Genomic DNA, 21,645 nt, shown 5'->3' on the forward strand with positions numbered 1-21,645 from the left:
TCCCCCTTGTGCCCGGCCGGACCGCTCGTGAATTCCACCCGAGGTGAACAAGGCTCAGAGAAGCACGCAGGCTCGGTCGCAGAACGCGACCGACGATCAAGACTAAGGGTGTGTCGTCCGCGCCGCACATTCGGCGGAATAGTGACGAGGACTCGAGTGCCGGGACATGCACTCCGGCCTTTCCGCTCACCGGGGAGACGACGGTCACCGGCGTCCGTTCCCGGCGCTCATCGCCGCACGGTAGAGCGCGGGCGCCGCGGCGGCGAGCCCGAAGAGGACGGAGCGCTTGAGGTCGCGCCGGCGCACGAGCGCGACCAGGTGCCGGAGCCCCGCCTCGTCGTGCGCGGCCCGCCAGAGCCGGTCGGCCTCCTCGGGGCTGTGCGCGCCCGAGGTGGCGTCCTTGAAGCGGGAGAGCAGGGAGAAGCGCGCGCGGTAGTAGGAGTAGTCCTGCGAGTCGAGGATGCGCGGGTCGAGCCCGCGGGCCGTCCGCTCGATCACCGCGGCGAGCCCGGCGAGCGAGTCGGCGCGCTTCGCGCCCGACCGGATGATCGAGCCGGACCGGAGGCGGTACTCGTAGACGGAGTCGGGGACGACGACGACCTCGTCGGCCGCGGCGAGCAGCTGCGCGACCTGCGCCTGGTCCGAGTGCTGGCGGATCCGCGTGAAGTCGATGCCGTCGAACAGCTCGCGGCGGAACAGCTTGTTCCAGAGGTGCCCGGTCAGCTCGCCGACCAGGAGCGCGGTGAAGGCGCCCCGGCCCGAGAGCGCGAGCGGGCCGCGCAGGGAGCCGACGGGCGTGGATCCGGTCGAGTCGACCGTGACCGCCTGGGCGACCACCACGTCGGCGCGGCCCGCCTCCCCCGCGGTGAGCATGGCCTCGACCGCGGTCTCCGGCCACTCGTCATCGGCGTCGACCAGCCAGACCCACTCGCCGGCGGCCTCGCCGACGGCGCGCTCGCGAGCGGCGGCGACGCCCTGGTTCTCGTCCTGGCGGAGGTAGCGGATCCGCTCGTGCTCGTCGGCGAACGCGCGACCGATCGCCTCGGTCCCGTCGGTCGAGGCGTCGTCGACCACGAGGATCTCGAGCTCGGCGTGGGTCTGCCGCAGCAGGCGCTCCAGAGCGGAGGCGAGGTGCGCCTCCTCCTGGTGCGCCGGGACGACGACCGAGACGAGGGTCACTTCTGCCCCACGACCCGGCGGAGCACCGTCTCGAGGTCGCGGCCGCTCGACTCCAGCGAGAAGCGGTCGAGCCAGCGGTCGATGCCGGTGATCTCGAGCTCGCTCGCGCGGATCAGCGCATCGGCGAGGTCGGAGGCGGACGGGGTGAGCGCGAGCTCGCCGGTGAGGCCGGGGACGATCGCGTCCGCGACTCCGAGCGCCCCGGACACGGCGACCGAGGGGACGCCGGCGGCGGCCGCCTCGACCAGCACGTTGCCGAAGCCCTCGCGCAGCGACGGGAGGAGCACGACGGCGTTCTCGTCGAAGTGGTGGAACCAGTCCTCGACCCAGCCCATGTCCTGGAAGTCCACGCCGCGCGCGGTCCCCTCCGCCTTCATGCTCCCGAGCAGCGGGCCGCCGCCGAAGGAGACGACCTTCGCGGGGATGCCGCGGCGCTCCAGCTCCTCGGCCGCGAGGATCGCGAGCTCGGGGCGCTTCTGGACGACGAGGCGGCAGGGCAGCACGATCTGCAGGCCCGCCGCGGTGCCGGGGGTGCGCGAGACCTGGCGTGAGCGGTCGACCTTGGCGGTCGCCGGGTTCGGCACGACGGTGCAGCGCTCGCCCGAGACGCCGAAGCCGGCGACGAGCTCGCCTGCGACGGGGTGCGAGATCGCGATGACGTGGTCGGCGCGGCGGTAGAGCGTCTTGGCGAGCCCGAGCTGCACCTTCTGGGTCTTCGAGAAGCCCGGGATGCCGAGCGAGACGAGGTTGCGCTCGCTCACGATGGTCTTCGGACGGTCCGCCTTCGCGGTCATCTCGGCCGAGGCCAGGAGCACGATGTTCGGGTAGCCCTGCAGGGCGACCGCGACGTCGGGGGTGCGGCGGCGGAACAGCTCCTTGAGCATCCGCGCCTTGCCGACGTGGCCCTTGCCCTCGCCGATGCGGTGCAGCACCGCGCCCTCGGGGAGGTACTCGTCGGTGCCCTTCACCGAGGTGGTGACGACGTCGACGTGGTGGCCCTGCTCGAGGAGCCAGCCCATCCAGGTGCGGGCGACGAACTCGGCCCCGCCGCCGTGCAGCGACGTGACGACGAACATGATCCGCATGCGCGGTCCCTTCTCCTGCGCCGCGCTCATCGCACGACCTCCGCGCCGAGGCCGCGGGTGTTGAGCGCCGAGAGGCGGCGCACCTCGGGCATGGCCGCGTCGATGGTGGCGCGCACGCCGCCGTCGCCCGGCTCCGCGAGGATGCGGTCGATCACCGGGAGGACGCGGTCGGCGAAGCCGGGGACCGGCTCGACGCACAGCTGCGGCAGGCCGATGAGGCGCATGATGCCCTCGACCTTGCCCTGGGTGGCGAGAGTGATCGCGGGGACGCCGAGCGAGAGCGACATGATCGCGAGGTGCATGCGGCCGGTGACGGTCAGCAGGGCGTCCTCGGCGAGGCCGCGGATCTCGGCGGGCATGAGCACGCGGTCGACGACGGTGACGCCCTCGGATCCCACGCGCTCGGCGACCGCGCGGACGGCCACCTTGTCGTCGCCGATGGGGCGGGAGACGTGCGGGAGGAGCACGACGTGCACGCCGGCGGCGCGGAGGCGGTCGACGATGCGCTCGTACTCCGGCACCTGGTCGACCATGCCGGCGACGAGGGCGCTCGCGTTCACGAGAGCGAAGGGGACGCCCTCCGGCAGTCCCAGCCCCTCGCGGAAGCTGCGGTCGCGGGTGCGCGCCGAGAAGACGATGTCCGTGACCTCCTCGACGCGCTGCACGCCGATGCTCCGAGCGCGCTCCGCCGAGAGCGGGTCTCGGAGCATCGGGACGACGCCGGCGCGGGAGGCGGCGATCAGGGAGCGGCGGGCGGCGAGGCGGGCCGCGGCGTTCCAGGAGAAGCCGAGGATGCGCGTGGGCACCCCGGCCTCGGCGGCCGCCTGCGCGAGCAGGGAGCGGCGGACCGAGCCGCGGAGGCTGTACTTGCCGTCCATCATGTCGGCGCCGACGACCGAGACCGAGCGGGCGCGGCGGATCAGCGCGGCGTAGGCGCGGAGGTCGGCGGCGTGCGCGTCGCCCACTCCGTAGACCAGGTGCGGGAGCTCGACGACCTCGACGCGGTCGGCCTGCTCCTCGGGGATCACGACGTCGCCGGCGTAGCGCTGGATCACCACGACGGGACCGGTGGTGTTCTCGAGGAACGCCTCCAGCATCGCCTGGTCGCCGATGTTGCCGCTGCCGGGAGCGGCGATCACGAGGTGCGACTCGGGCTCGGGGCGGAGGTCCGCGAGGGCGGCGCGGAGCACCGCCGCGTCGCGACGGGCGGGCAGGCGGGTCGTCGTGACGAAGTCCTTCTTCCAGGACTTGACGACGCCGAGCTTGAGTTTCATCGATCTCTTTCGGTGGGGGGGACGGCGGCGGGAGGCCGCTCGGAGTCGGGAGTGCCGGCCGTGACGGCCCCGTCGACCAGCGCGCTGTCACCGGTGGGGCTGGTGGCGTCGACCGTGGCCGGGGCGGGAGCGGCGGCCGGGCGGCTGCGGCGGAAGTGACGGCGCAGGTCGGCGAGGCCGAGGATCTGGCGGCGGAACGCGGGGAGGATCAGCATCCAGAGCCCCACCCCGACCAGGACGGCGGCGCCGCCCACGAGGAGGCGGAGGACGGGCTGGTCGGCGGGGATCCAGACGGTGGAGAAGAAGGAGCCGACCGTGATCGATCCGAACGCGATGCCGCTGCGGAGGCCGTTGGTGAACATCTCGCGGGCGGGGGCGTCGGAGGTGCGGCCGATCCAGATCAGCGCGATCGGCCAGGTGAGGGCGAGCGAGCCGGCGTACGCGATCGCGACGCCCGTCACTCCCCAGTTGGAGCCGAGCAGGATCAGGACGACCATCAGCGGGCGGGTCGCCAGGCTGTACCAGACGCTCTGGCGCACCAGGCCCTTGGAGAGGAACACCCACCAGGAGCAGTACGCCGTGGCCTGGAAGAACCCGGCCACGAGCAGGATCTGGAAGATCGGGACCGAGGCGAGCCAGCGCTCCCCCAGCAGGATCCGGATGACCGAGTCGGACTGGGAGCCGAGGACGGCGAGCACGAGGCCCATCACCGTCAGCATCGCCGACTGGCCGAAGAGGATGAACGTGCGGAACCGCTCGCGCTCGTCCTGCAGCTTGGAGAGCACGGGCAGGGCCACGCGCTGCGCCGGGGCGTTGAGCTGCTGCAGCGGCAGCATCATCAGCTGGAACGCGCGGTTGTAGAGGCCCAGGTCGACCGGGCCGAAGCGCGCGCCGATGATGACGGAGTCGACGTTCTTGCTCGCGTAGGTCAGCGCCTGGGTCGCGAAGACGCCGCCTCCGTAGCGGAGGAAGTGGCCCATCGCCTCTCCGCGGCGGTAGCGGCCGGGCCGCCAGCCGGTGATGAAGACCAGCATCAGCACGCCGATGAGCGGCTGCACGACCTGGCTCGCGGCCAGCGCCCAGTAGCCGGCGCCGCCGAGCGCCATCAGCACGCCGACCACGAGGCCCAGCACCTGGCCGACGATGTCGACCAGGGTGAGCTTCACGAAGCGGAGGTGCCGGGCGAGGTCGGCGCGGAACTGCGTCGAGATCCCGTTGAGCAGGAACGTCGAGGAGAGCACGACGGTCAGCAGCTGGAGCCGGTCGTCGCCGTAGAGCGCGGCGATCGGCCACGAGGCCGCGATGACCAGCAGGGTGAGGGTGAGGCCGATGCCCGCGTTCATCCAGAACAGGTTGCTCTTCTGGCCCGGCGTGATCTCCTTCGCCTGGATGGCGGCGGAGGAGAGGCCGAAGTCGCGGAAGATCTCGCCGATGCCGATGATCGCCGTGACCATCGCGAGCAGGCCGTAGTCGGCCGGCGCGAGCAGGCGCGCGAGGACGACGATGCTGCCCAGCTGGACGGCGATGCGGATCGCCTGCCCGCCGATGGTGACGGCGGCGCCGCGGCTCGCGGAGCGGCCGAGGCTCGGGGACGGCTTCCGGATGGTCTCGCTCATCGGGTCGAGCCCTTCTTGGTGGCGATCGCGCCCTCGTAGGCCTTCTTGAGCTGGAGTCCGAGCACGTCCCAGTCGCGACCGGAGAGCGCGGGGAGCCCCTCCGGCGGGCGGGTGCGCGTGCGCTCGAGCGCGGAGGTGATCAGCTCGGGAGTGAGATCGCCGTCGTACTCGATCACCCAGTCGCTGCCGACCTCCTCGGCCAGAGCCGTGTTGGTGGGCGTGCGGGGCACCAGGATCGGCCGGCCGAGCGAGAGGGCGACCAGGATCGACCCGGAGTTGTGCATCTCGCGGTAGGGCAGGACGATCAGCTCGGCCCGGCCGATCTCGTCGACCATCTCGGCGTCGTCGACCCGGCGGAGCGTGGTGCGCACCCGGGTGTCGCGGGCGGCCCGCTCCTCGACCAGCTCGCGCTGGCCGGTGCTGGGGCTGCCGACCACGTGCAGGGACAGGGAGTCGTCCTCCACGCCGTGGAACACGTCCATCAGCTCGACGACGCCCTTGTACGGGCGGATGATGCCGAAGTAGAGCACGCGGCCGTGCTCGCGCTCGGGCAGCGGGTGCTGGGCGAACTGGTCGCGGTAGTGGCCGTGCAGCACGGTGACGGCGGGCGCCCGGCCGGGAGTGACGGTCGTGGGGTTCAGGCGGACGAACAGGTCGGTCGCTCGGTCGATCCGGGCGAGCGAGCGGCGCTCGGCGGCGGGACCGAGCTCGTGCGGGTGCAGGTTGTGCACCGTGCGCACGAGCGGGATGCGCTGGAGCGCGAGGCGCACCAGCAGCACGTCGAGAGCGCGGCGGCGCAGGAAGCGGTGCACCGGGCTGCGGCCGCGGATCATCAGCTCGGGCCAGTGCACGTGCAGCACGTCGTAGTCGGCGAGCAGGGCGCTGCGCCAGGAGAAGAACAGCAGCTCGACGCCGGGCGCCAGGCCGTCGACGATCGAGTCGACGTACTGCGTGGTCGAGTCCGGCGGAGCGAGCGACTGCTGGACGACGAGCGCGGCCGGCGACGAGTCGTTCCTGCGCGAGCGGCGGCTCACCGCTCGCCCCGCATCCCGACGGCCATCGGCGCGTCGAAGATCCGCGCCCCGAGCGGCTGGCGCATCCGGATGCCCTTGGAGAAGTCGGGGACGTGCACCGGGTTCAGGCAGATGATGACGAGGAAGCCCAGGAGCAGGTGGCTGGGGCGGACCGCGTCGATGGCGTTGTAGCCGGCGAGGCAGACCATGAAGCCGAGCAGGCCGGCCGCAGGGCCGACGTCCCGACGGCTGAGCGCGGCGCCGAACATCGCGGCCACCATGATCACGAAGAACAGCAGGCCGGGGATGCCGACGCTGATCAGCAGCTGCAGGAACGAGTTCTCGATGACCACGTCCGAGAACCGCCTGCCGCTGATGCCGGACGTCGCCGCTCCGGAGCCGAGCCAGTGCGTGAGCTCCGCCGCCTTGAGCGACACGGTCACCGCGAGGTCGCGGGCACCGGCCGAGATGGAGGCGTCGAGGTTGTTGTTGCGGGCGGTGACGGGCTCGAAGTTGAGGACTCCGACGCCCGCGATGAGGCCGGCGATCAGGATCGAGCCGGGCCGGAGCAGCGAGCGGTCCGGGTTGAGGAAGCCGACGGCGACGAGCGCGACGACGACGGCGACGGCGATGGCCGCCATCGGTCCGCGCGAGACGGTCGCGACGACGCCGCCCGAGGCCAGGATGCCCAGCAGCAGGTCCGACTTGCGGGAGCCCTGGAGCCAGGAGCCGAAGGCGAGCCCGGCGCCCACGGTGAGGAAGGTGCCGGCGAGCAGCGGGTGGCCGAAGGTGATCTCGGCGCGGTAGAGCGACCAGTGCTGGTCCTGCTCGTAGCCGAGGGCGCCGTAGACGGCCCCGAGGATCGGGGAGCTCTGCGCGACCAGCTCGAGGGCGGCGTAGAGGGCGAGCAGCCCCGAGAGGATCACCCACGTCTTGCGCAGCAGCACGGCCTCGCGCTGGGCGTCGAAGACGAGCATCGGCACGCCCACGCAGATGGCGAAGCTGAACAGCCACGAGACGCCCTCGCTCGCGAAGGAGCTGCGCACCGTCGCCACGGCGGACCAGAGCATGAGGGCGATGAACGCGAGGATCACCACGGCCCGCCACGGGGAGAGCACGAGCTCGCGGGTCCACGCCTTGACGGGGGCGCGCCACAGCTCGGGAGCGAGCCCGCGCCGGATCGCCCAGATCACGAGGATGACCGCCCAGAGCGTCATGCGGAACGTCAGGGTCGAGGGGGTCAGCGGCGTCGGGACGAGCGCGAAGAACGCGAGCGCCATCGCCGGCAGCCAGTGCGCGGGGACCCGCAGCAGCACGAAGGCGCCGATGATCCCGCCGATTCCGGCGGCGATCACCAGGAGGCCGGTGGCCGGCTCCCGGGTCGAGAAGATGTACCCCATCCCGAGGACGATCACCAGGGCGACCGAGAAGAGCGCGCCGACGAGGAGTCGTCGCGGGAGGATGTCGATCACGTCAGGGAGTCCTTCTGGCGTCGGAGCGGAGTGGTGGAGGATGGGGCGGGCGGTGCGGCGCTCACGGGAGTGGTCCCGTCGGCCTCGATGAGGATCGCGATGCCCTCGCGAGCCGCCTCTCGGCGGCTGGGACGCCTGCGATGCCGTGCCCTCCTCCTCCACTGCTCGACCCTGGCGCCGACCCCCGGGGAGGAGGGGTCGCGTCGGTCCTGCCGCGGATCAGGCGGGGCCCTCCTGGAGCCAGCGGCGGAAGGTCTCGACCGAGTCCTTGTTGGTGAAGGGCGGGACGGTGTGGCCACCCTTGAAGCCGTCGCTGCTGTGATACGCGATCGTCGCCTCCTTGGCGACGGGGAGCGCGAGGCGGCGGAGGCGTCCGCCGTGCAGCTCCGCGGGAGCGAGCTGGTCGGCCGTGCCGGCGCTGACGCGCAGACGCATGCCCTGCCAGGCGGACTGCGGCAGCCGGGCGGGGTTGGTCGCGCGCATCAGCGCCCGGTCTCCGCCGTACACCGCGAGGACGCGGTTCGGCTGGCTGTCGTCGCGCGCCGCGAGGTCCTCGACGTCGAAGACGCTGCTGGCGTGGTACGCCCCGTAGATGTTCGGCACCATCTTCTTCGCGTAGGCCCAGCACATCATCGCTCCGCCGCCGGAGTTCGAGCGGAGGAAGCTCCCGCGGACGTTCCAGAGACTCTGCACCCAGGCCGTGGCGGCCGTCTGCACGGCGAGCGCCGTGGGGTTGGTGTAGTTGCTCGGGCCGCCGAAGTTCGGGCAGATGCTGACGAAGCCCAGATCGACGAGCGGGTCGGCCGAGTAGTTGTACGCATTGTAGAGCGCCGTGTAGGCGCTGCCACTGGCGTGGTAGAACCACGCCACCGGAACCGGGGAGCCGGATCCCGGCTTCGCCGAGTGCGGGACGAAGAGCTGAGTGAGGTCGTTGCCGATCTTCACGTCGATGACCTCGTACGGCTTTTTGCCGTCCCTCGAGAAATTGGTGTCGAGGCGCGAGACCTCGCCCGGGAGCCTCGGGATGACGCTGTAGTTCGGCGCGGCGAGCGCCGGGGTCGCCACCAGCGCGGAGGCGGTCGCGGCGGCTCCGACAGCGGAGGCGGCGAGTAGGAGGCGGCGCGAGAGGCCGCGCGGGGTGTCAGTCATATCGAGAATCCTTCGGAGCTTTCGCCATCAGTGTCGAGTCGGCCGACCATTCCGAATTCGACGCACATGAAGTGACGTCCGGCCCCCCAACCCATTCGAGAGTGTACGGGCCGCGGATGACGCGCGGATGTCGTTCTCATCACGTCTGGTCGCGCGGGCGGGGATCAGCGGGAGGAGGGGAAGAGTCGGCGGGAGAGGCCCGAGGACTTCTCGGCCGTCTCGTGCACCACGAAGGGCACGGCGGAATCGGCGGAGACGACCCGCCTCGCCGCGGCGAGTTCGAGCGTCTCGCGGGAGAGGCCCTCGATGTCGACGGTGACCGCGAGGCCGGAGTCGGCCAGGCGTGTGGCGATCTGCACCTGGTGGTCGTCGACGTGCTCGCCGAACGAGGCGCGGCGCGGGACCAGGATCGGCACCCGGCCCTGCTCGATGGCGCTGAGCGCGGTGCCCACTCCCCCGTGCGCGATGACGACGTCGGCCGCCTTCATCGCGGCGTTGAGCTCGTCGTGCGGCACGGAGTGGCGGCCGTCGATCCCGAGTCCGGAGACGTCGTTCGCTCCGGTCTGCCAGAGCACCTCCACGCCCTCGAGCAGCGGCGCGAGCGCGGCGAAGAAGCGGGGGAACGGGTAGCCGTCCTGCGTGCCGACCGAGACCACGGCGCGGCGGATCGGCTGCGGGACGACGTCCTCGACGCGGTAGGTGTCGAAGATCGAGCCGCCGAAGCTCCAGCGGTCGTCGGCCCAGGAGCGGTACTGCGTGTAGGTCGAGACGGCGGGGACCCGGGCGAGGATCCGACCGGTCATCGACGGGCCGAGCACGCGGGCGGCGCTCTCGATGTAGTGCGCGGGTATGCCGCGCGAGGCCGCGAGCGGGAGGAAGGAGAGGGCGGGGCTGGCGCCGGTGCTGAAGACGGCGTCGAAGGAGCCGCGGGCCAGCAGGGAGCGGGCGATCATCGCGTTGCGGAGCACCGGCACCACGGCGCGGGGCGGCGGATCAGCGAGGTGGGTCACGCGCCGGTCGGCGAGGAGGGTGCGGCTGAGGGCGCTGTCGACGGTCGCCCAGTGCTGCTCCTCCGGGTCGACTCCGAGGAGCCCCGACAGGGCGAACATCTCCTTGAGATGCCCGCCGCCGGAGCAGACGAACAGATACGAAGCCATACGCGCCTTCACTGGTGATGATCGAGATAACAGGCGTGTGGATGATCGATCGTCCGCCGAGAACGACCCCCGGTCCCTGGTGCAGAAGTCGCCCGATCATAGCAGGGAGGGCACCTGAGGGGTCCTTGTCTGAGAGAACAGTTCATCTCGCCGGAAAGCGATAGGCGCTCATTCGGCAGACGATATCCGCTCACTTCTCCAGCGGGGCGGAAGCGATATCCGCTCGATTCGGGGGAACTCGGGAACGTCGGTCGGCACCCCGATAGCGGACTGGCCGATTCCCGTCGATCACCTGCACCGCACGGGCCGCGCGCGTAGCGTCGGACCACCGGCGCAGAGGCCGGTCGACCCAGGAGGAGCGCCATGAGCGACAACGAGCAGAACAGCCCCGTGATGGACGGAGCCGAGGACGCCGGCAACGACGAGAAGCTCGGCGGCCTGATCGACCAGGTCGAGCACGACCACGGAGCCGAGGGCGCCGGCGCGATGGCCGACGCACTCCGCGCCCGCGCGGACGAGACCGGCACCGAGATCGCCGAGGAGTCGGACGCGACCGGCCCGGTCGAGGACAGCGGCACCGCCCAGGTGTGAGCGACGGGGCCCGGAGGACGACTCCGGGCCCCGACGCTCTAGCGCGTCACCGGAGGCGCGGGTGCGAGTCGAGCGGTCGGAGGTGCCGGAGGATCGCGGCCGCGACCGCCCCGGGGGCCTCCCGCTGCACGAAGTGGCCGACGCCGCTTCGCGCGGGTGAGCCGCATCGCGTAGGCGGCCCGGGAGCAGCCGAGCACCTGTGCGGCCTCGGCCTGCGGGAGGTCCTCCCAGACGTGGAGGGCCAGAGCCTCCTGCTCGGCGAGGGGGAGCCGCTTCCACGCGCTCTCCAGGTCGAGGCGGTCGCCGACCGACGGATCCGCCTGCTCCTCCGGGGCGAGGGACCCGATCCGCACGGCCAACGCCTGCCGGCGGTTCTCGCCGCGGGCGGCGTTGACGATCGCGTGCCGGGCCGTGCCGAACAGCCAGGGCCGCACGTTCTCCGGCAGGTCCTGCCGGCGACGCCAGGCGGCGAGGAAGGTCTCGCCGACGACGTCGTCGACCGTCGCGGCGGGAGCGCGGCGGCGGACGATACGGAGCAGGTCGTCGTAGTGGGCGCGGTACAGCTCGGAGAAGTCGTCTCGGGAGCGGATGCTCATGGTTCCCCTTTCGCGGAGTCACAGGTACATGTCCGGCTGCCACGGCGATGCGACATCCGCGGCGGGAGTCCTGCAGGCGCGGTGGCCGCGGCGTCCTGCGCGGCGCTCCGTGTCCGGGCAGGATCCACTGCGCGAGGGAGGTCCTGCACGCAGCAGGCGGCGATCCGCGTCGACCGCCCGCCGGAGAGGACGGGCCCTCGGCGGACCGCGGGCTGTCGGACGTGCTGGGCGTCGCGCTCGTCGGCGCGGTGCTGAACACCGTCGTCGCCACCGCCCTCGGCGGGGTGGGGGCACTGCTCTTCGGATCCGCCGCCGCCCTCGCGGGCGGGCTCCCGGTCGGCCTCGCCCGGCGCTGAACGGCTCCGCTCCGACTAGGCCGCGACCCCTCCCTCGGGGATCGGGGACGGACGGTCGTCACCGAGGAGCGGCGCCTGCTCGGGCTCGGCGGCGACGACCATGTCGCGCCCGGACGCGGGGGTGAGGAGCTCGCGCAGCCAGAGGCGGTTCACGGCGTTCAGCCGGGGATGATCGAATCGGTACTCCAGCACCGCGTTCGGCTGCACGAGGATCGCGTGCGAGCGCGGCTCCGCCTCCTGCAGCGTCCTCCAGGTCAGGCGGAACGGCAGTCCCTGCTCCATCCGCGCGCGCACCGCGATCCGCACGTGCGCGAGCGTCCGGTCCTCGAACTCGATCCGGCGCCGCCAGGCACCGAAGATCAGCACTCCCACGGGGGCCCTCCTCATCTTCTCGGTCGAGCAGCCCGCGGGACGGCGGGGGCGGCGGGCACGAGGCTCGCAGGGCCGGAACGCCATCGGGCGGACCGGTCGTGGGGACCGGAGTAGAGGTGGGTCCGAGGCTAGTCCCTTCCCGGCGATCCGCGGACGGAGTGCGCTCCCCCGTCAGTCGGCGAAGATCGCGCCGACCGGCTCGCGCTTCTCGGCCTGGAAGCGGTCCTCGGCGCGGCCGAGAGCCCAGTAGGCCGAGAGCGAGAGCGCCCGGCGCTCCACGCCCCACTCGTCCTGCAGGAGGGCGCGCAGCTGCTTCATCGCGGTGCGCTCGCCGTGCGCGAAGACCTCGAGCACGCCTGCGGGCCTCGGCTCGGCCCGCACGGCGGCGACCAGCGACCGGCCGGCCTCGAGACCGCCGCGGTGCAGCCAGCGCACCTCCACTCCGGCCGGAGCGGGAAGATCGAGCTCGTCGGCGGCCGAGTCCACCTCGATCAGGACCAGTCCGCGGGCGTGCGCGGGCATCCCCTCGAGGGCGGAGGCGATCGCCGGCAGAGCGGAGTCGTCGCCGAGCAGCAGGTGCACGGCCTCGGGGTCGGCGCTCGGGGACCAGGCGCCGCCGGGCGCGGAGAGGGCGATCCGGTCGCCGGGAGCCGCGGCGAGCGCCCACGGCCCCGCCACTCCCTCGTCGCCGTGCACGACGAAGTCGACGGCGACCGAGCGCTCCTCGAGGTCGACCGAGCGGACGGTGTAGGTGCGGCGCACGGGCAGCTGCTCGGGGGCGACGGTCGCCCGGAGCGCGTCGAGGTCGAAGGGCGGCTGGAGGTCGGAGCCGCGCGGCGGGAGCAGGAGCTTCACGTAGCGGTCGGTCGCAGCGAGTCGCTCGGGGTCGGACTCGGCGAGGAACGCGTCGAGCCCGTCGCCGCCGAGGTGCACGCGGACCAGGTGGCCGGTGAGGCGCTCGGTCCGGAGCACGGTGAGGACGTGCTGGCTGCGGGCCCGGCGCGGGCGGTCGGGGGACGGGGCGGCGTCGGTCATCCGTCCAGCATGCCCGGTCGGGCTCGGTGCGGGCCGAGTGCGGGGCGCTCGCGCGCGCGGGCGGGAGGGAGGCGCCGAGGGGTCGCGAACGGTCGCTTCGGAAGGGCGGAAGGGACCGTTCGTGACGCATCGGAGCAGGCCGGGGCACGGCCGGAACGTCGCGGCGGTGCCGAGCGCGAGGCGTCGGCGGCGCAGAGCGGGCGGCGGCGCGGGCGTGCGCTGATCCGTCGCGAACGGCCCGTGCAGGAAGGCGGGACGGGCCGTTCCCGACGGATCGCCGCGGGGCGGCCCGAGACCCTGGCCGACGGAGCGGAGCGGGCGGCAGCGCGCGGCCGGCGATGAGGCCGGGCGGCCGGCGGCCCGGCCGGGACGGCCGGTGGCGCGAGGTGCGCTCGCGCGGGGCGCGGCGGCCGGCGCGCGCCTACTCTCGCGGGATGACTGCGACGGCTCCGCGACTCCGGCACGACCGCCTGGTCGCCCCCGACGTGCTGCGCGGAGTGGCGGTGGCGGCCATGCTCGTCGCCCACGCGATGCCCCTCGTGCCGAGCGCGCGGACGGGACCCGTCGGGTTCCTGGCCTGGAACGTGAACGACCTCGCGTCGCCGCTGTTCGCGCTGGTGATGGGGATGTCGGCGGCCCTGGTGCTCGCGCGGCCCGGCGCCTCGCCCGGGCGGGTGCTGCTGCGGAACGCGATCCGCGGGGCCGTGCTCGTGGCGCTCGGCGTCTGGCTCGAGACCTGGGGCAGCTGGATCGCGATCGTGCTGCAGTACCTCGGCGTCGTGCTCGTGCTCGGCACGCCGCTGCTCCTGCTCCGCTCGCGGGTCGTCGCCGCCGTGGCCGCCCTGCTGGCGCTCGTCGCCGGACCTCTGAACGCCGCCGTGGCCGCCGCGGCACCCGGCTCGCCGCTCACGCTCTGGCTGTTCACGGGCCCGAGCTACCGGGTGACGAACCTGCTCCCCTTCTTCCTCCTCGGCGCCCTGCTGCTGCGCCACGGTGCCCGGCGCGACCGGCTGCTGCCGGTGCTCGCGACGGTCGCCGTCGTCGTCTACCCGCTGCGGCCGCTGATCGAGCTCCTGCTCGGCCTCGAGTCGCCCTCCGGCAGCCTCCCGGACACCCTCCACGACCTCGGGCTCGTGCTCCTGGCCTACGTCGCGGTGGTGCTGCTGACCACGTCGCGCTCCACCGCGGTCCGACGGCTGCTGGTGCCGCTCCGGGCGATCGGCACGCTCGCGCTCTCGGTCTACGTGCTGCAGGTGGCGCTCGTCGCGGCACTCGCCCGGGCGGGCCTCGGCTACTCCGCCGACACCCCGCTCGCCGCTCTCGCCCTGGTGCTCGGGCTGTGCGCGGCCGCCGTGCTGTGGTGGCGGTTCCTCGGCGCCGGCCCCGTCGAGCGGCTGACGGCGCGGCTCACCGGGCTCGTGCCGCGCTGAGCCGCCGGCCGCCCGGGTGGGCCCGCGGCGAGGACCGGAGCCCGGGACCGCCCGCAGCGACCCCGCACCGCCCGACGGCCCGCACGCGAGCGCAGGCCGCCGGGCGTCCCCTCCCTCAGCGCGCGAGCGCCGACGCCTCCTTCGCGAGGGCCGGGCCGTGCGCCGCGAGCACCAGGTCGCGCACCGCGGTGGCCGGGAGCGACGCGGCTCCGGCCGGCAGCAGGTCCGCGTCCGAGGCCAGCACGAGCGGAGTGTCGGCCGACGAGGACGGCAGCCTCCCGTGCGTGCCGCGCACCAGCGACGCGTCCAGCGGCACCAGATTCATCGCGTAGCGCAGCCCCAGCGCCTTCTTGGCCAGGTTGCCCGCCGCCTTCGCCTTCACCAGCGGGTCGGCCGGATCGAAGAAGAGCTCGGCCGGGTCGTAGCCGGGCTTGCGGTGGATGTCGACGCCGCGGGCGAAGTCGGGCGCGCGGTCGTCGTCGAGCCAGTAGTAGTAGGTGAACCACGCCCCCGGCCGTGCGACCACGACGAACTCGCCCGAGCGCTCGTGGTCGAGTCCGTAGCGGGCCTGCGCCTCCTGGTCGAGCACCTCGTCGACGCCGTCGAGCCCCTCGAGGATCGAGCGCACCCGCGGCAGGTCCGCCGCGTCCTGCACGTAGACGTGGGCGACCTGGTGGTCGGCGACGGCGAACGCGCGCGACGTCCACGGGTCCAGCTGCTCCCGGCCGTCCTGCACGTAGACCTCGAGCAGGCCCTCGCGCCGGAGTGCCCGGTTGACGTCGACCGGGGTGTCCGCGTCGGCGATCCCGTACTCGGCGACCACGATCACCGAGGCGCCCAGCGCCTCCGCGTCGTCGAGCAGCGGAGCGAGCACCACGTCGAGCTCCGAGGCGGCCCGGCGCGCCTCGGGCGAGTCAGGTCCGAAGCGCTGGAGGTCGTAGTCGAGGTGCGGCAGGTACGCCGTGGTCAGCTCGGGCGGTCCGGAGCCGTCGCCCGCCAGCACGTGCCGGGTGGCGTCGACCATCCACTGGGTCGAGCGGAGCGACGCGGTGGGCCCCCAGTACTGGAACAGCGGGAACGCGCCGAAGCGCGAGACCAGCTCGTCGTGCAGCGCCGGCGGACGCACGTACGCGTCCGGCGACTTGCGGCCGTCGGCGTGGTAGATCGGGCGCGGAGTGACGGTCACGTCGGTCGTCGCCCCCATCGCGTACCACCAGCCGATGTTGGCCGCGCGGTACGGCTCCCCGCTCAGCCGGCGCGCGGTCTCCCAGACCTTCTCCCCCGTGACCAGGCGGTTGTGCTGGCGCCACAGGTGCACCTCGCCGAGGTCGCGGAAGTACCAGCCGTTGCCGACGATCCCGTGCTGCGCGGGCATCGAGCCGGTGAGCATGGTCGACTGCACGCTGCAGGTGACCGCGGGCAGGACCGTGTCCAGCGGCAGGCGCCCGCCCCCGCGGGCCAGGCGCGAGAGGCGGGGCATGTCGGCGAGCGCCGTCGAGGTCAGCCCGACCACGTCGAGCAGCAGCACCGGCCTCACAGCGCCGCCGCCTGCGGGAGGAGGGGCGCCAGCAGCGCCTCTCGGGAGGCGGGCGTGAGCAGGTGCGCGGCCGCCCAGGCGAGCTCGGCGCCGATGCCCGTCGAGAGGTCGCTCGGGGCGTCGGCGAGCACCGACCAGGTGTAGGTCTCGACGTCGAGGTGGATCTCGTCGTAGGGCCAGGCGGCGTCGACCGCCGAGACGGCCTCCGCCAGGACGGCCGTGGTCGCCGAGAGCGGCGCCTCCGGCCGGTGGTGCAGCGGCACGTGGAAGTGCACGCGCCAGGGACCGGTGCCGGGGAGCGTGTCCAGCGCCTCGGGCAGGTCGTCGACGCGGAGCACTCCGTCGATCCCGTTCTCGCGGGTCTGGTGCAGGTAGCGCTTCTCGACGAACGGGGTGAGCGCGGCGCGGCCCGAGGGGTCCTCCAGGTGGAGCGCGGCGGAGGCCTGCACCTTGACCACGCGCAGGCCCGCGTCGCGGATGCGGCGCACGGCCGAGGCCGGGTCGGCGAAGGAGACGGCGAGGTGGCAGGTGTCCAGGCAGACGCCCACGTAGGCCGGGTCGACCACTCCGATCCGCGGGTGCAGCCAGTCGACGACGTCGTCCACGGTGTCGAGGATGCAGCCGGGCTCGGGCTCGATCGCCAGGCGGATCGCGTGGCCCGTGGAGCGGCGCAGGTCGCGCAGCTCCTCGACGAGCCGGGCGAGGTTGCGGCAGGCCGCCTCGTCCTGCTCCCGTCCCCAGCCCTCGCGCCAGCCCAGCGGCAGCGTCGAGATGCTGCCGTCGGCGCCCGCGGGCAGCAGGTCGGCCAGGATCCTCGCGCAGTCGATCGTGTACTGCAGGCGCTCCGGGGTGGTCCAGTCGGGGCGGTAGACGTCGAGCTTCACGACCTCGGCGTGGAACGCCGCGTACGGGAAGGCGTTGAGCGTGCGCACCTCCAGGCCGTTGCGCTGCAGGGCCGCGCGGAGGACGGCGCGGTCCTCGGCGCTGGCGACCAGGCGGGCCGCGAGGTCGCGCGGGATCCACAGGCCGACTCCGACCAGGGCGAGCCCGGCGGCCACGCGCGCGGGTCCGGCGTACACGTCGAGCTGGCGGACGACTCCGGCCAGGTCCTCGGCGGGATGGACGTTGGTGCAGTAGGAGAGATGCATCACACGACCTCCGCCACGCGCGGCGCGCCCCGGAGCACGGAGTTGCCCTCGAAGGTGCGGCCGACCGACTCCTGCACGTCGAAGCCCGCGACGGGCGAGAGGTCCAGGCGTCCGCTCTGCCCGTAGAACTCGACCGGGTTCTGCCACAGCAGCCGGTCCACGTCGCCCGCGCTGAAGCCGGCGACGAGGAGGAGGCGGCCGGTCTTCGCGGTCGTGAGCGGATCGGAGCGGCCCCAGTCGGCGGCGGAGTTGACCAGCACGCGGTCCAGCCCGATCCGCTCGACCAGCGTCACCAGGCGGGTCTCGTCCATCTTGGTGTCGGGGTAGATGGAGAAGCCCATCCAGCAGCCGGAGTCGCGGACCGCGTCGACGGTGACCTCGTTGAGGTGGTCGACGAGGACCTGCCCGGGCTCGAGCCCCGAGTCCGCGACGACCTCGAGGGTCCGGCGGGTGCCCGACTCCTTGTCGCGGTGCGGGGTGTGCACCATCGCGGGGAGGCCGTGCTCGCCGGCGAGCTCGAGCTGCTGGCGGAAGACCTGGTCCTCCTCCGGGGTGAGCGAGTCGTAGCCGGTCTCGCCGACCGCGACGACGCCGTCCTTGGCGAGGTAGCGGTCGAGCTCGGGGAGGACGGCCCGGCAGCGCGGGTCGTTCGCCTCCTTCGGGTTGAGCCCGATGGTGCAGTGGTGGCGGATGCCGAACTGCGCGGCGCGGAAGCGCTCCCAGCCGATCAGGGCGTCGAAGTAGTCGGTGAACGAGCCGACGTTCGTGCGCGGCTGGCCGAGCCAGAAGGAGGGTTCGACGACCGCGCGGACGCCGGCGTCGAACATCGCCTGGTAGTCGTCGGTGGTGCGGGAGGTCATGTGGATGTGCGGGTCGAAGATGCGCATCGTCGCGCCTTTCTCATCGGTGGTGGTGCCCCGCGGTCGGGGCGGCGTTCGGGGGCGGTCAGCTCGGCAGGAGCACCGCCAGATCGTCCGGGAGCGGGCGCCCGGCCGCGCGGCGCTCGTCGGCGAAGCGGCCGGCCATCGCGCGCAGCTCGGCGTCGCTGCGCTCCTCCAGCCCGGCGACCGCCGCGAGCGGGATGCCGAGGAAGACGAGCTTGAGCACCCCGTGCCGCCAGGCGTGCGCGTCGAGGTGGCGGCGGGCGAAGGACCCCATCGCCACGGCGACGAGCCGGGTGTCGTTGGCGCGCAGGGCGTCGGAGGTCAGCTCGAGGCCGGCGAGGGTCGTCGCCGGTCCCGGGTCGCCGAGGGCGTTCAGCCCGGCCAGCACTCCGCGGCGCTCGGCGCCGTCCCCGCCCCGGTAGAGGCGGAGGAGGAGAGCGGCCAGGTCGTCGTCGCCGAGCGCCTGCGCGGCGGCCTGCACCAGGGAGGCGCGGGCCGCGTCGTCGTGCGTGCCGTGGACGAGGCCGTGCGGGTCCTCGGCGGGCCGGAGCGGCTCGCGCCCGGCCTCGCGGCCCGCCGCGGGGAAGAAGCGCTCGATCCGCGACGGGCGCTCGAGGACGGCGGTGCGGGCGGCCGCGGTCCACGGATGCTCGGCGTGCGTCGAGGCGCCGCCGAGCGCCTCCTCCATCGCCGCGAGGCTCGCCACGGCCAGGCGGGGCGCGTCGTGCGAGTGCCGGGGCAGCTCGACGGCGGCGATCCCGCGGTAGCCGATCTCGGCGAGGGTCGCGAAGGCGGCCGCGAGGTCGAGCGATCCGGTGCCGAGCTCGAGGTGCTCGTGCCGCTCCGGGAGCATGTCGTCGACCTGCACGTTCAGCAGCAGGTCCCCGGCGCTGCGGAGGGCTCCGACCACGCCGTCCGGCTCGACCACGACGCAGTGGCCGAAGTCGACCGTCAGCCCGACCGACTCCGGATCGCCGAGCTCGCGGCGCAGCAGCAGCGCGTCGGCCACCGTCTCCACCAGCATCCCCGGCTCGGGCTCGACGGCCAGGCGCACGCCGTGGCGCTCGGCCGTCGCGACGACGCCGCGCATCCGCTCCACGAGCAGCCTCCAGGCCGCCGCCGCATCGGCGCCCGCCGGGACGACCCCCGACCAGAGGGAGACGGCGTCGGCGCCCAGCAGGGCGGCGATCTCGATCGCCCGCTCGAGGAAGCGGACCCGGGGGCCCGCCTCCTCGTCGACCAGCGTGGGGCGGTGCTTCGCGAACGGGTCGAGCAGGTAGCGCGCGCCCGTCTCGACGACCACGCGCAGGCCCAGCTCGTCGAGCCGCGACCGGAGCGCCAGCGTCCGCTCGCGCCAGTCGGCTGCGAAGGGATCCAGGTGCGGGTGCCCGAGGGTGAGCGCGACGGCGCGGTACCCCGCGGCGTGGATCACCGTGAGCGCGTCGTCGAGCGCGTGGTCGGCGAAGCCGTTGGTGCCGTAGCCGAGGACGGGCCCGGTGGCGCTCATGTGATGTCCGCCGTCCGCGGGCGGCGGAGCAGGAGGGAGCCGAGCGCGTCGAGCGCGAGCAGCGCCGCCCCCAGCTCCGGCCGCTTCAGGCCGGCGAGCGCGGCCTGCAGCGGGATCATCCCCGTGATGCCCGCGCGGGTGGCCCTCCGCGCGGCCGCTGCCGTCGGCGTCCGCACGGCCTGCAGCTGCGCGGTGAGCACGAGCAGGAGCCAGCGCCCGAGGCCGGCAGCGACGACCGCGGCGGGGGCGGCCCGGCGCTCAGCCAGGGCGCCGGCCGCAGTGGACAGCGCGATCGCCGCGGTGCCGGTCGAGACCGCTCCCGCCGCGACCGGAGTGGTGCCGTGCACCTCGCCGCGCGAGAGCACGGTGACGCCGAGCGTGTGCGCGGCCACGGCGGCGGAGGCGGGGCCCGCCGCGCGCACGCCGTCGACGCCCGCGCCGAGCAGCACGTCGAGACCGCGGCAGGCCGCCATCACGACCGGGCCCAGCGGAGTCGGCTTCGCGAGCAGGTCGTACGACCAGATCCCGGCCGCGAGCGGCAGCGAGAGCGCGAGCGAGCGGCGCCCGTCGACGGCGGCGGCGACGGCGATCCCCGCCGCGGTCAGCGCGGCCGCCGTGCCCAGCGCCGCCGAGCGCCGGATGCGCCCCGAGGGGATCGGCCGCTCGGGTCGCTCGCGGGCGTCGAGCTCGGCGTCCGCGTAGTCGTTGAGCGCCATGCCCGCCGAGTAGAGCAGCGCCGAGGACAGCGGGAGCGCGAGAGTGCGCACCCCGACTCCGCGGTCCGCCCAGGCTCCGCCCGCGACGGTGTCGCCGATCACGGTCAGCGCGGCCTTCGCGCGGACGAGCTCGAGGTAGTCGCGCAGCTCAGCCATCGCTCCGCGTCCCGCTCGTCACCGGGGTGCGGCGCTCGGCGACGAGGGCGCCGGTGCGGGCGGACCAGGCCACCAGCTCCGCGGTCTGCTCGGCGAAGCCGTGCACGTCGCTGCCCCACGGGTCCTTGAAGAAGAAGCCGAGCTCGCCGACGGGGCCCGAGACGCCGGCCTCGTCCGCGAGCGCCAGCAGGCGGGCGAGGTCGAGGATCAGCGGCGCCGCGAGGGCCGAGTCGTACGCCGACCAGATCGTCTGCACCGTGATCCGCGAGCCGAGGAAGCCCTCGGCGTGCACGTGGTCCCACGCCGTCTTGACGTCGCCGAGGTCCGGCACGTTGTCGATGTGGAGCGGAGTGACGACGTCGTCGCCGAGGAGGCTGCGGAGACCGCGGTTCTTCGAGACGAGCTTCGAGCGCACCGCCTCCGGGTCGGCGAGGGTCTGCCCGTCGCCGCCGCCGAGGAGGTTCGCTCCCGCCCACGAGAGCACGCGCATCCCGCGCGCCGTGAACATCGGAGCGAGCACGCTGCGGAGCAGGGTCTCCCCCGTCTTGCCGTCCTGGCCGGCGATCGGGATCCCGGCCTCGGCCGCCCACTCCTCCAGCGCCGGCAGGGCCAGCGCGGTCGACGGGGTGAAGCAGGCGTAGGCCGCGCCCGCGACGACGGCCGAGAGGGCGGCGATCGAGCTCGGCGGCAGGAGGCGCTCACCCGGACGCGCCAGGGCGGCGCGCAGGGCGGCGAGGTCGTGGAACTCCGGTCGGTCGGCCGGCAGCACCTCGGTCGAGGCGACGTCGATCACGACGACCCGGGCCAGGCCGTGGCGCTCGCGGAAGGCGACGATGTCGGCGGCCCTGCGGTCGATCTCCTCCTGCTGCGACGCGGCGTCGGCGGGGGCGAGGCGGATCTCGGCGTCGGTCGCGTCGATCCGGTCGGCCACCTCGGCGACGACCGAGGTCGGGAACATGCCGCCGGCCGCGAGGCCCGTGGCCTTCTCGAGCAGCGGAGTCGGCGAGACGTCGTGGCCGCCGACGACGATGTCGGCGAACCCGGCGAGCGGGACGTCCTCGAAGGCGGGGGTCGCGGTGGCGCAGCCCGAGCTGGGCGCGGCTCCGGCGGCGATGGCGTGCAGGCCCACGGCGGCCGTGGTGGCGACGCTGCCCCGGGCCCCGATCAGCCAGAGGCCGATGCGCCCGCTCGATCGGGGGGCGCCTGTGGTGGTGGTGTCGGACGAGGTCATCGTTCTCTCCTGTCTGGAAGGGCTTGCTGGGCGGCGATCGCGGGGGCGCACCCGGGCGATCGGAGTGGGGAGGGGCCTCGGCGGGGCACGGGGCGCGCCGCCGGATGGCCGTCTTGCGCACGACCCGCAAGGGGGGCCCGC

At 73.9% G+C, this 21,645-nt stretch carries 20 protein-coding genes; 3 read left to right on the forward strand and 17 right to left on the reverse strand.

The genetic code is table 11. The features are described 5' to 3' along the window. Window positions 1–204 precede the first annotated feature (204 nt). From C5D08_RS03590 to C5D08_RS03625, 8 genes are all read right to left on the reverse strand, one after another. Window positions 205–1,179 carry a glycosyltransferase family 2 protein gene (locus tag C5D08_RS03590; protein ID WP_104275863.1) on the reverse strand — a complete coding sequence of 325 codons (975 nt, stop codon included), beginning with the start codon at window positions 1,177–1,179 and terminating at the stop codon, window positions 205–207. Beyond that, the gene (locus C5D08_RS03595) at window positions 1,176–2,294 is read right to left on the reverse strand and encodes a glycosyltransferase (protein ID WP_104275864.1); all 1,119 of its coding nucleotides are present in this window, start codon (window positions 2,292–2,294) and stop codon (window positions 1,176–1,178) included. Before C5D08_RS03595 ends, C5D08_RS03590 begins: the two co-directional genes overlap by 4 nt. Next, a complete protein-coding gene (locus tag C5D08_RS03600; protein WP_104275865.1) occupies window positions 2,291–3,538 on the reverse strand; it encodes a polysaccharide pyruvyl transferase family protein in 1,248 nt (415 codons plus the stop codon). The genes C5D08_RS03595 and C5D08_RS03600 overlap by 4 nt, the downstream gene beginning before the upstream one ends. Continuing rightward, on the reverse strand, window positions 3,535–5,154 hold the full coding sequence (locus C5D08_RS03605) for a lipopolysaccharide biosynthesis protein (protein WP_104304180.1): 1,620 nt from the start codon (window positions 5,152–5,154) through the stop codon (window positions 3,535–3,537). The genes C5D08_RS03600 and C5D08_RS03605 overlap by 4 nt, the downstream gene beginning before the upstream one ends. After that, entirely contained in the window at window positions 5,151–6,188 is a 1,038-nt protein-coding gene (locus C5D08_RS03610; RefSeq protein ID WP_104275866.1) for a glycosyltransferase, read from the reverse strand. Before C5D08_RS03610 ends, C5D08_RS03605 begins: the two co-directional genes overlap by 4 nt. Next, a complete protein-coding gene (locus C5D08_RS03615; protein ID WP_104275867.1) occupies window positions 6,185–7,639 on the reverse strand; it encodes an O-antigen ligase in 1,455 nt (484 codons plus the stop codon). Before C5D08_RS03615 ends, C5D08_RS03610 begins: the two co-directional genes overlap by 4 nt. Before the next feature lie 219 nt (window positions 7,640–7,858). After that, a complete protein-coding gene (locus C5D08_RS03620; protein ID WP_104275868.1) occupies window positions 7,859–8,788 on the reverse strand; it encodes a S9 family peptidase in 930 nt (309 codons plus the stop codon). A gap of 164 nt (window positions 8,789–8,952) precedes the next feature. Beyond that, window positions 8,953–9,945: a glycosyltransferase gene (locus C5D08_RS03625; protein WP_104275869.1), complete on the reverse strand. Its 993-nt coding sequence runs from the start codon at window positions 9,943–9,945 to the stop codon at window positions 8,953–8,955. Window positions 9,946–10,308: 363 nt separating this feature from the next. Between C5D08_RS03625 and C5D08_RS03630 the strand changes: the two genes are divergently transcribed. Then, window positions 10,309–10,536 carry a hypothetical protein gene (locus tag C5D08_RS03630; protein ID WP_104275870.1) on the forward strand — a complete coding sequence of 76 codons (228 nt, stop codon included), beginning with the start codon at window positions 10,309–10,311 and terminating at the stop codon, window positions 10,534–10,536. 38 nt (window positions 10,537–10,574) lie between these two features. Here the strand turns inward: C5D08_RS03630 and C5D08_RS03635 are convergent, their stop codons facing one another. Continuing rightward, window positions 10,575–11,132, reverse strand: coding sequence for an RNA polymerase sigma factor (locus tag C5D08_RS03635; RefSeq protein ID WP_104275871.1), 558 nt, complete (start codon window positions 11,130–11,132; stop codon window positions 10,575–10,577). Window positions 11,133–11,353: 221 nt separating this feature from the next. Between C5D08_RS03635 and C5D08_RS16905 the strand changes: the two genes are divergently transcribed. After that, window positions 11,354–11,488: a DUF3566 domain-containing protein gene (locus C5D08_RS16905; RefSeq protein ID WP_181110138.1), complete on the forward strand. Its 135-nt coding sequence runs from the start codon at window positions 11,354–11,356 to the stop codon at window positions 11,486–11,488. A 15-nt stretch (window positions 11,489–11,503) separates the two neighbouring features. Here the strand turns inward: C5D08_RS16905 and C5D08_RS03645 are convergent, their stop codons facing one another. Both C5D08_RS03645 and C5D08_RS03650 read right to left on the reverse strand, forming a co-directional pair. Then, window positions 11,504–11,860, reverse strand: coding sequence for a hypothetical protein (locus tag C5D08_RS03645; protein WP_104275873.1), 357 nt, complete (start codon window positions 11,858–11,860; stop codon window positions 11,504–11,506). A 171-nt stretch (window positions 11,861–12,031) separates the two neighbouring features. Further along, window positions 12,032–12,895, reverse strand: coding sequence for a siderophore-interacting protein (locus C5D08_RS03650; protein ID WP_104275874.1), 864 nt, complete (start codon window positions 12,893–12,895; stop codon window positions 12,032–12,034). 434 nt (window positions 12,896–13,329) lie between these two features. Here C5D08_RS03650 and C5D08_RS03655 point away from each other — a divergent pair, with 434 nt between their 5' ends. Continuing rightward, window positions 13,330–14,325, forward strand: a complete 996-nt coding sequence (locus C5D08_RS03655; protein ID WP_181110136.1) for a DUF418 domain-containing protein — start codon at window positions 13,330–13,332, stop codon at window positions 14,323–14,325. 115 nt (window positions 14,326–14,440) lie between these two features. Here C5D08_RS03655 and C5D08_RS03660 read toward each other — a convergent pair whose 3' ends face one another. From C5D08_RS03660 to C5D08_RS03685, 6 genes are read right to left on the reverse strand one after another with little or no spacing between them, the layout of a single operon-like run. Further along, window positions 14,441–15,862 (reverse strand): alkaline phosphatase family protein, encoded by a 1,422-nt coding sequence (locus C5D08_RS03660; protein WP_104275876.1) that lies wholly within the window; start codon window positions 15,860–15,862, stop codon window positions 14,441–14,443. Further along, window positions 15,859–17,010, reverse strand: a complete 1,152-nt coding sequence (gene eboE / locus C5D08_RS03665; protein ID WP_104226604.1) for a metabolite traffic protein EboE — start codon at window positions 17,008–17,010, stop codon at window positions 15,859–15,861. The genes C5D08_RS03660 and eboE overlap by 4 nt, the downstream gene beginning before the upstream one ends. Continuing rightward, window positions 17,010–17,897: a TatD family hydrolase gene (locus C5D08_RS03670; protein WP_104275877.1), complete on the reverse strand. Its 888-nt coding sequence runs from the start codon at window positions 17,895–17,897 to the stop codon at window positions 17,010–17,012. Before C5D08_RS03670 ends, eboE begins: the two co-directional genes overlap by 1 nt. A gap of 58 nt (window positions 17,898–17,955) precedes the next feature. Further along, complete coding sequence (locus C5D08_RS17265) at window positions 17,956–19,401, reverse strand: EboA domain-containing protein (protein ID WP_104275878.1); 1,446 nt, start codon at window positions 19,399–19,401, stop codon at window positions 17,956–17,958. Beyond that, on the reverse strand, window positions 19,398–20,273 hold the full coding sequence (locus C5D08_RS03680) for an SCO3242 family prenyltransferase (protein ID WP_219815147.1): 876 nt from the start codon (window positions 20,271–20,273) through the stop codon (window positions 19,398–19,400). Before C5D08_RS03680 ends, C5D08_RS17265 begins: the two co-directional genes overlap by 4 nt. Beyond that, window positions 20,266–21,504, reverse strand: a complete 1,239-nt coding sequence (locus C5D08_RS03685) for an inositol-3-phosphate synthase (RefSeq protein ID WP_104275879.1) — start codon at window positions 21,502–21,504, stop codon at window positions 20,266–20,268. The genes C5D08_RS03680 and C5D08_RS03685 overlap by 8 nt, the downstream gene beginning before the upstream one ends. Window positions 21,505–21,645 lie beyond the last annotated feature (141 nt).

It is taken from the genome of Rathayibacter sp. AY1B6, assembly GCF_002932755.1.
Taxonomy (GTDB): domain Bacteria; phylum Actinomycetota; class Actinomycetes; order Actinomycetales; family Microbacteriaceae; genus Rathayibacter.

Coding starts and splice junctions, on each gene's coding strand:
- C5D08_RS03595 (WP_104275864.1), bottom strand. CDS start 2,294: ATGAGCGCGGCGCAGGAGAAGGGACCGCGCATGCGGATCATGTTCGTC.
- C5D08_RS03600 (WP_104275865.1), bottom strand. CDS start 3,538: ATGAAACTCAAGCTCGGCGTCGTCAAGTCCTGGAAGAAGGACTTCGTC.
- C5D08_RS03605 (WP_104304180.1), bottom strand. CDS start 5,154: ATGAGCGAGACCATCCGGAAGCCGTCCCCGAGCCTCGGCCGCTCCGCG.
- C5D08_RS03620 (WP_104275868.1), bottom strand. CDS start 8,788: ATGACTGACACCCCGCGCGGCCTCTCGCGCCGCCTCCTACTCGCCGCC.
- C5D08_RS03625 (WP_104275869.1), bottom strand. CDS start 9,945: ATGGCTTCGTATCTGTTCGTCTGCTCCGGCGGCGGGCATCTCAAGGAG.
- C5D08_RS03630 (WP_104275870.1), top strand. CDS start 10,309: ATGAGCGACAACGAGCAGAACAGCCCCGTGATGGACGGAGCCGAGGAC.
- C5D08_RS03635 (WP_104275871.1), bottom strand. CDS start 11,132: ATGAGCATCCGCTCCCGAGACGACTTCTCCGAGCTGTACCGCGCCCAC.
- C5D08_RS03650 (WP_104275874.1), bottom strand. CDS start 12,895: ATGACCGACGCCGCCCCGTCCCCCGACCGCCCGCGCCGGGCCCGCAGC.
- C5D08_RS03655 (WP_181110136.1), top strand. CDS start 13,330: ATGACTGCGACGGCTCCGCGACTCCGGCACGACCGCCTGGTCGCCCCC.
- eboE (WP_104226604.1), bottom strand. CDS start 17,010: ATGCATCTCTCCTACTGCACCAACGTCCATCCCGCCGAGGACCTGGCC.
- C5D08_RS03670 (WP_104275877.1), bottom strand. CDS start 17,897: ATGCGCATCTTCGACCCGCACATCCACATGACCTCCCGCACCACCGAC.
- C5D08_RS17265 (WP_104275878.1), bottom strand. CDS start 19,401: ATGAGCGCCACCGGGCCCGTCCTCGGCTACGGCACCAACGGCTTCGCC.
- C5D08_RS03680 (WP_219815147.1), bottom strand. CDS start 20,273: ATGGCTGAGCTGCGCGACTACCTCGAGCTCGTCCGCGCGAAGGCCGCG.
- C5D08_RS03685 (WP_104275879.1), bottom strand. CDS start 21,504: ATGACCTCGTCCGACACCACCACCACAGGCGCCCCCCGATCGAGCGGG.